At 50.5% G+C, this 7,678-nt stretch carries 6 protein-coding genes and 2 pseudogenes; 2 read left to right on the top strand and 6 right to left on the bottom strand.

Annotated elements, in window-relative coordinates:
* Window positions 1–38 precede the first annotated feature (38 nt).
* Complete coding sequence (locus FTT98_RS16800) at window positions 39–407, top strand: AraC family ligand binding domain-containing protein (protein WP_373685151.1); 369 nt, start codon at window positions 39–41, stop codon at window positions 405–407.
* Here the strand turns inward: FTT98_RS16800 and FTT98_RS18285 are convergent.
* The 4 genes and pseudogenes from FTT98_RS18285 to FTT98_RS16815 form a co-directional block, all read right to left on the bottom strand.
* Window positions 370–1,356 (bottom strand): annotated as a pseudogene (locus FTT98_RS18285) (site-specific integrase); the annotation flags it as partial. The gene FTT98_RS16800 and the pseudogene FTT98_RS18285 sit on opposite strands and share 38 nt — an antisense overlap.
* Before the next feature lie 1,113 nt (window positions 1,357–2,469).
* Window positions 2,470–3,841: pseudogene (locus FTT98_RS16805) on the bottom strand (IS1182-like element ISCfr1 family transposase).
* A 114-nt stretch (window positions 3,842–3,955) separates the two neighbouring features.
* Window positions 3,956–5,092, bottom strand: coding sequence for a DUF3883 domain-containing protein (locus tag FTT98_RS16810; RefSeq protein WP_000080860.1), 1,137 nt, complete (start codon window positions 5,090–5,092; stop codon window positions 3,956–3,958).
* Window positions 5,093–5,142: 50 nt separating this feature from the next.
* Complete coding sequence (locus FTT98_RS16815; protein WP_000248278.1) at window positions 5,143–5,370, bottom strand: hypothetical protein; 228 nt, start codon at window positions 5,368–5,370, stop codon at window positions 5,143–5,145.
* A 23-nt stretch (window positions 5,371–5,393) separates the two neighbouring features.
* Between FTT98_RS16815 and FTT98_RS16820 the strand changes: the two genes are divergently transcribed.
* Entirely contained in the window at window positions 5,394–5,585 is a 192-nt protein-coding gene (locus FTT98_RS16820; RefSeq protein ID WP_000951934.1) for a hypothetical protein, read from the top strand.
* 481 nt (window positions 5,586–6,066) lie between these two features.
* Here the strand turns inward: FTT98_RS16820 and FTT98_RS16825 are convergent, their stop codons facing one another.
* Together FTT98_RS16825 and aac(3)-IId are read right to left on the bottom strand one after the other, a co-directional pair.
* Complete coding sequence (locus FTT98_RS16825; RefSeq protein ID WP_000587837.1) at window positions 6,067–6,609, bottom strand: AAA family ATPase; 543 nt, start codon at window positions 6,607–6,609, stop codon at window positions 6,067–6,069.
* A 12-nt stretch (window positions 6,610–6,621) separates the two neighbouring features.
* Window positions 6,622–7,482 carry an aminoglycoside N-acetyltransferase AAC(3)-IId gene (gene aac(3)-IId, locus FTT98_RS16830; RefSeq protein WP_000557454.1) on the bottom strand — a complete coding sequence of 287 codons (861 nt, stop codon included), beginning with the start codon at window positions 7,480–7,482 and terminating at the stop codon, window positions 6,622–6,624.
* Window positions 7,483–7,678 lie beyond the last annotated feature (196 nt).

The following is a 7,678-nucleotide window of genomic DNA, read 5'->3' on the forward strand; positions in this document are numbered from 1 at the left end:
GCTTTGCATACGATCCTCATCTACACTCAAGTTATCTTATAGGGGTAACAGAGTTAGGACATCAACAATTCAATTGTAGAAAAAAAATTATTGATAGCTATCAAGGTCAAACTTTCATGCTTGAACCTGAAGAAGTTCATGATGGTAATGCACCAGATCCTCTCGGCTTCACTTATAAAATGATGCATTTAGATCCAGCATGGTTAAAAAAAAGCTATGAAGGAATATTTAATGAGCCTATCGAACTTGCTATCGAATCAACCCTACGTTCTGATCCTCAACTTTCACATTTGATACTTTCAACCTACAATATATTGAATAACAATGAATCTCAATTGATGAAAGATACGTATTTAGATCTTTTATTAGAAAACTTAAAGCAGAATAGGGAGGCTTTAAGGATGTAAATAAGATATGTGAAGGAATTTCTTTTCGGATTTCATTTATATAGATTTGAAGAATTCTGTAGTCTCGTTCCTGCAGTTTAATTACTCGGTACGAATATTCATTTTTGATTTTTGGCTTTTTTGATCGATCATCGAACTCATCATCTGTATTTGTAATAATTAAACTAAAACTATGATTCTGAATTGATTTTTTAATAGAGTTGGTTGTTAGTAGCATAAGCTCACCAATTCTAAGACCATAGTTGAGCATGAGATGTATGATCAGAAAGTTTCTGAGTTGTACATTTTTAGATCTAAAAGGATTTAATTCATTGTATTTATTAGAGTTACTTGGTGAAATGACTGAATACAATCCTTTAATCATTTCCTGATTCATGCTCTTAAAATTATGATTTATCTCACTTTTAATTGTCTTATTGGCTTTTGAAAAATTATTTATAATTTTTTTCTTTATTGTCATATATTTATTCAAGTTTTCTTTAATTTTTTGAATTTCCTTCAACGTAAGTTGTGGCTGTGATTGCATGCTTAAGTATTCATTAATCAAGAAGTTGTAAAACTTTAAGAAGGATCTAACTCTATGACCAATTGTTGTGTAATTAATATGTTCTGAATTGCTTAGCCGTATAAGATTACTTTCAAGTTTTTTATTATTTTCTAAGTAAACAATGAAATTATCAATTTCACATTGAATGATCTCAAAATTATAGGATGTCGAATAGAACGACTCACAAAAGGACGTGGCAAACTTTTCAAACCAAAATTCATACCAAAATTTTATTGCGATTAAATCTGCATGCTGCGTAGAGATACTTTGAAATCTAAGAAATTTCATGGTGTACAGCATAGGGTACATACATGGACAGAATGAATCTAAATCAAATAAAAGAATAATTTGATTTTCGTTTGAGACTTTCTTTTCTAAATGAATTGTTTTTAAAGCAAACATAGTAAAGTTTATGAATTATTCTTAAGGTCAACATATCATATTTTATGATTGAAATAGAAATTAGTTAAGTTATTGAATCTTAGTTCAAGAAAGAAAAATATGAAGTTATTGTTAGGTGTATCGGAATTGTCATAATTATAATTCTCAAAGGAGTAGAAAAGGCACTACCCCACAATTTTTTTCTCTCAAAATGTCATTCACTGTCATTTTTTAGTGGCAAGTACCAGGTGCAATTCTTTTTACGGTGTATTACACCGTAGATGTTTTGAGTGAGCTTAGCTGGCACCGTAAAAGTTTTGATCGACAAAATATCCAAAGTCAACTGGACTGTTAATCCATTTGCTAAACAAAACGTGAAACAGCAAATTATTGTAGTCTATATATTTTTCATAATTGTTCACGATACCTAAGTTCAGCAAGTTTTTTTCAAACTCAATGCGTTCAATGGGTTCTGATTTCACAAATGCATGGATGGATGCTTTGATTGTGGGAGGAAAATAAAGTGTCATCCTAACTACAGGACCCTGCAACGTAGCAATTCCTGCAAAAATCCATTTAAAACAATGACTTATTTCAATTCTGCCATCTGCAAGCGTTTTGTGGGGATGGAGGCCGGAATCATTAAAGTATCATCCTAATTTTCGCTCAACCTTGGAAAATGCTGAGAATCGTAAAAATAAAGTTTCATCCTTTCCGCTACTAGTTCAAGGCTTTCTTCCGGCCGCCGGCAACAACGCTGCTTGGCTGAGGCGATCCACTTGCGCTACCGCTCACTGATCAGATCGAACTTGAACTCGACGAGCAGCCAACCATCAGGCCGAGCGTGATCGCCAAAAAAAACGGATCATGCGAAATCCTTCGTTGAGTTTGGCGCGGGTTTTAGCAAATCAGCTGGCCCGCGATCCGGTTGAGAGTGATCCGAAGCGGTCCTTGACGACCGGCACAAATCGGCCGATTCTGTTGAAAAAGTAGCTTTAGCGGCAGCCTGCCGATCAGGTGTGCCTGCTGTCGAAGTGGCTGCAAGCCACTTCAAGTTGCCTTCCGGCGTTTCACTGAGCGTCCTTGCTCAGGTTTAAGGGTTAATTTGAGGGTTTCTGCTCGTAGCAGGCATACCTATCCCGTCAGCGGTGGCCCTTGAGGCAAAAGCTTGGCCATGCGGCGCAGGTTCTGCACCATCGCAGCCAAGGTGAATTCGTCAGTGGCACCCGTTAGGCCACGCAGTCGTAAACGGTCGAGTTTCATGATCCGTTTGAGGTGGGCGAAAAGCATCTCCACCTTCTTTCGTTCGCAGCGAGAGACGAGGTACTCCGGTGTCTTGGCGATGCGTCGAGCCACGTCGCGGGCAGCCTCATGGATGCTGCGGACGATCTTCCGATTCGGCGTGTTGGGGCAGCATTTCGCTTTCAACGGGCAGGTGGCGCAGTCGGTTTGGCTGGAGCGGTAAATGACGGTTTTGGCCTTAGTTACCCGCGACCTTTGCTGGGTGAAGGCGCGCCATTCACTGCGTAGCGGTTTGCCGGCTGGGCAGCGATATTCATTGGCGTCCTGACTCCAGTGAAAGTCGTTACTGGAGAGGCTGTCGTCCTTGCGCTCGGTCTTGTCCCACACCGGCACATGCGGTTCGATGTCCTTTTCTTCGACCATCCAGGCCAGCATCGGGGCGGTGCCATAAGCGGTATCGCCGATAAGGCGTTCCGGTGTGAGATCGAACTGCGCCTCGACACGCTCGACCATCGTCCTAGTCGAATCGACTTCGGCGGTACGGTGCGCCGGGGTAGCTTCCACGTCCATGATCACACCGTGCTCAGTGTCGATCAGGTAATTCGTGGAGTAGGCAAAAAAGGCCGGGCCACCTGGCGCTGCTGTCCAACGGGACTGAGGATCAGTGAGCGAAATTTTCTTGGGAAGAGCCTCAGCCAGCGCCTCTTCATCAAGGGCTTCGAGGTACTCGCGCACTGCGCGGCTGCTGAGCTTTGGATCGTTCCAATCGACCTCATCTCCCGCCACCCCACGTTGCCGGCTGGCATCCGCCTTAATGATGCTGGCGTCGACGGCGAAACCTTCACCCTTGACTAGGCCGGCTGCCATGCAGCGCCGCAGCACCTCATTGAATAACCAGCGGAATAGATCGCTGTCACGAAAACGCCCATGGCGATTCTTCGAGAAGGTCGAGTGATTGGGGACTTCGTCTTCCAGACCCAACCGGCAGAACCAGCGATAGGCCAGGTTCAGGTGCACCTCTTCGCACAATCGCCGCTCGGAACGAATGCCATAGCAAGTAGCCGACGACCAGCATGCGCACCATCAACTCCGGGTCAATCGAGGGACGCCCGATGGGGCTATAGAAATCTGCCAGGTAGGCACGTAGATCACTGAGATCCAAGCACTGGTCGATGCTGCGCAGGAGATGTTGGGCCGGGACGTGATCTTCCAGATTGAACGAGTAGAACAGGCGCTGCTGTCCTCCCGGTAACTGTCCCATCATGCTGTTCGCCCCCACGCTCGCTGACAAAGCAATTTTGCCAACGGCATGGGGAGGCCGCTACTTTTTCAACAGAATCGGCCGCACACAGCCATTCGGCTCAACAGAACCCTGCCTTTACCCCACCAAACTCCGGAAACTCGCCCGGTAGTCCGTCGGCTTGAGATGCACATGTTGGCTGAGGTCGCCGGGTAGCGTGAACAGGCGCGGACCGTCCCGAAACTGGAACACGCGATACAGATGGAATTGATCGCCCGCCTCCTTGGAGAATTCGAGTTCGTTGTGGCTGACCAAGAAAGACGAGCCTACCCCGCCATTGGTGGTTTTCACCTCGATGAAGCGCTCATGGGCGTCCTCTTCGAACGACAGGATGTCGAACCCCGCACCGTCTCCCTGGGTGTCGGACACCCAATCCAGCCGCTGAAAAAGCTCTGGGTGGCCGAGCTCGGTCAGGCGTTGCTGTTCGTAGCCAATCACCCACTGCTCCCCTGCCCGGCCCAGCTTGCGGTTGGCTTCATCGCGAGCGGCATAATCGAACTTTCGCGGTAGGCGTTGCCGTAGAGATGCCGGGGTACGCACAAGCACTTCACGGGCGGGTGGTTCTACCAAAGCCGCTCGGTAGGTTTTGTCACCCGGAAGTTTTACCTCCTCCAGGGCATCGACAAGAGCGCCGACCGTCTGCTGATGTTCCAGAACGTAGGCGTGTACGGATTTACGCAGCAGCAGTTGGCTGTTGCCGCGTGGCTTGTAGCCGTTGATATAGGGCAGGCCCAGGGCATCGAGTACGGCGCTAATGTTCTGGTGCTTGAGCTCGACTGAAGACTTGCTGCGACCGTTCAGCAGTTGGCGCAGTGCCTGGTTGTGCTCGGACTTGTTGTACGGCTCCCCAGCCGCCTCGGCACGCAGCATGTCGAAATAGTCTTCGACCGTGGCCAGGACCTCTTCTTCGGACCAGTCTTCGCCGATGCGAATGATGCGAAACCCGAGCCGCGTCAGCGCCGGAACGACGGTCGCCTCGCCACCGGAGAAGCTGTCAGCAGTGAGCGGGCCCTGCTCGGGAAATTGCTTGCCGAAGGCCACACCGGCGATGGCCTTGGAATCGCAATCGGTGCCGGTCTTCGGATCACGTACCAGGAAGTCGCGGGACTTGCCGTAGCCGTGGCGCGCCAGGAATTTCGTGCGGCCCAGTTGCACGAACTCATCGATGGCAGCCTGCACGGCGGCGGGGCTTCGAAGCTGGGAGAGTTGAGACACAGGGTCCTTCCTTACTGTCATGGTGTGCCGGGAACCGCCGAGCCACGAGATTATGAGTAGCCCCTGAACAGAAACGTCACGATAAAAGCCGTGAACGCCACCAGGCCCATTAAATCCCTTGCGTATTTGCAGCCCGTGCTGTCCAAACCTGTACCAGGTCCGATCAACACGCTCCAACCATTGAGGTACGAAAACACCGCCTGACCGAACAAAAAATGCGTGATAGCCGCCGCAGCCATGACGCCGGAATCGTCAGACAGGCTGTAGCTGTTGACCATTGCCCTGTACGCCTGCATCTGAAATGGCTATTGCCCTGATGGGAGCCGGCTTTTCAGCCACCGACACCAGCGATGCCGTCAATATTCTTTACCCGATAACCATGACCGTACAAGCTAACAAGGCCTGGCAAGCCAGCGGACTTAAAAAGTCTTTTTTTCTACCATCCCACAAAAAAGTTCGTGGTGGAGAAAAGATAAGCTATGCAAGGCTTTAGGAGACGTGGTTTTTCAGGATGACGAAGAACGATTCGGCGCTAGGTGCAACATAGGTGCATCGCACGAGCGCTAGGAACGGCGAAAAAAGGCGGACGTGGCGAAATCGGTAGACGCAGCAGACTTTAAAATTGGAGTGCCCGCGGGGAAATCCGCGGAGTAGAACCGCTCAAAGTCGGGGAACGCTAACGGGCAATACCCTAAGCCAATCCCGAGCCAAGCCCCTTCGGGGGAAGGTGTAGAGACTGGACGGGCGGCGCCTAAAGCCTTCGGGCAATGGCGAAGGGACAGTCCAGACCACGAACGTCATCAGACGGCGGCGAAAGTCGAGGTGGTACGAAAATCTGCTTCTCTGTGAGAGTACGGGTTCGAGTCCCGTCGTCCGCACCACAAAGCCAAACATCCCTGCGATGATCGACCTCTGGGCGTTTGGTCGTGAGCCCGCCACCCTCGCGCTACGCTTTGCGCAGGCGTCGAAGGCGATCAGGTGCGCCCATCGATTCCGTCGAGCACCATCGCTGCGAGTTCATCGCTGGTGTGTGCACCACTATCGAGAACACGGGTTGTGCATGGAAGCCGTTCCCTTGCGGCCAAGCATCGGGCGACATTCGCTAATCGCCACTCTCGAATCTCCGCATTTCGATTCGGGTCAGGATGCATGGTCTGGTTCGCGATCCGGTGACGCAATAGGTCCTCGTTGAGCGTCAGAAAGATGTGCAGCAGCTGATCGTCGATCCGCCTTACCCCGTCGAGTATCTCAGTCAGATAGTCCGGGTGCACGAGCGTCATTGGGATGATGATGTCCTGCGAGTAATTCCTTCGAATCTCCCTGACCGCCGCGATCGTAAGTCCCCTCCACAAGGGGAGATCCTGATAGTCTCCGCTCGCTGGCATGGGGACCGTTTCTTTCACCACGAACCCGATTTCCTCGGGGTCAAAGATCAGCGATTTGGAACGCCGATCGCGCAGCCGCTTAGCGAGCGTCGTCTTTCCGGCGCCGAAAGGTCCGTTGATCCAGATTATCATTGTCGACGGCCTCTAACCTGAAGGCTCGCAAGAGCGCTCGACGGCCTCGTGCGGAGGCACGATCGGAGTGGTTCCGAAATGCTTCTCAAGATAGGTGACGCCGAACGTCACGATGTCCTGCGCGTCGAACAGGTAGCACTGAGCAAAGCCCACGACACCTTCTCGATGGCGACCGAGCTTCACGTAAGCATTTGCTATAGTTTCAACCGCATCCGGCTTTCCTTCGATAGCAAAGCAATCGAGAATGCCGTTTGAATCGTAATCCGATGCCGTTTTCCAGGCGACTTCACCGTCTCTTCCAAGCATCGGCATCTCATACGTCACCCACCGTTTGTTGGGGATATCGGCAACCGCCTCGGCGTAGTGCAATGCGGTAACGGAGTTTAGCGGCGCACCCAACAGCAGGGCCTTCCCGCCAAGGCGAACGAACCGCTCGACGGGCGATCCTTCCCCCAAGGCGTGACCGAGTTCGTGAGGCTCCGTCAGCGTTTCAGCCAGCGGACCAACCGCGACCATCGATGCATCGGGGTGCGCGCTGCGCCGCGCGCCGGGGGCTTGAACCAGAAATTGATTCAGCAGGCCGAACCCACGGTAAGTCCCGGCTGTTGCGGGATCGAACGGCAGCCAGGTACGGCGGGCTTCGTCATCCAGCCGAGCGCCATTCAGAGTCTCCTCGTAGGGTGATCGGTCCCACGACGCGTATCCCATCACAGTGCCAGTCGGCCCAACCGCGGAGCGTAACGCGGCAACGACCGTCTCCGCTCCTCCTTCGACCGGACCAATCGCTTTAAGTGAGGCATGCACCATCAAGAGGTCACCGGTTTGGACTCCGAGTTTTTGAAGCGCCTCCGTTATTGCCTTCCGCGTATGCATCGCGATATCTCCTCTAAACTGCAAAACACTATACCTATCGAGATATCACTCTACTATACCTATCGAGATATAGAGGTGGTCCCACTTGTTTGAACAACTAAAAGCGTATTTATAAGTGATATTCCGCTCTAGTTAAGCCACCTTGTTTTGTTGGGGTAGCTGATCATAGTAAAACTCATTTGGTGTCATTTTGTCT

Source organism: Acinetobacter sp. YH12039, assembly GCF_013420015.1.
In the GTDB taxonomy this organism is placed as follows: domain Bacteria; phylum Pseudomonadota; class Gammaproteobacteria; order Pseudomonadales; family Moraxellaceae; genus Acinetobacter; species Acinetobacter amyesii.

Excerpts from the sequence above, each read along its gene's own strand:
- FTT98_RS16815 (WP_000248278.1), bottom strand. The coding sequence starts at position 5,370 with ATGGTCAACAGCTACAGCCTGTCTGACGATTCCGGCGTCATGGCTGCG.
- FTT98_RS16820 (WP_000951934.1), top strand. The coding sequence starts at position 5,394 with ATGGCTATTGCCCTGATGGGAGCCGGCTTTTCAGCCACCGACACCAGC.
- FTT98_RS16825 (WP_000587837.1), bottom strand. The coding sequence starts at position 6,609 with ATGATAATCTGGATCAACGGACCTTTCGGCGCCGGAAAGACGACGCTC.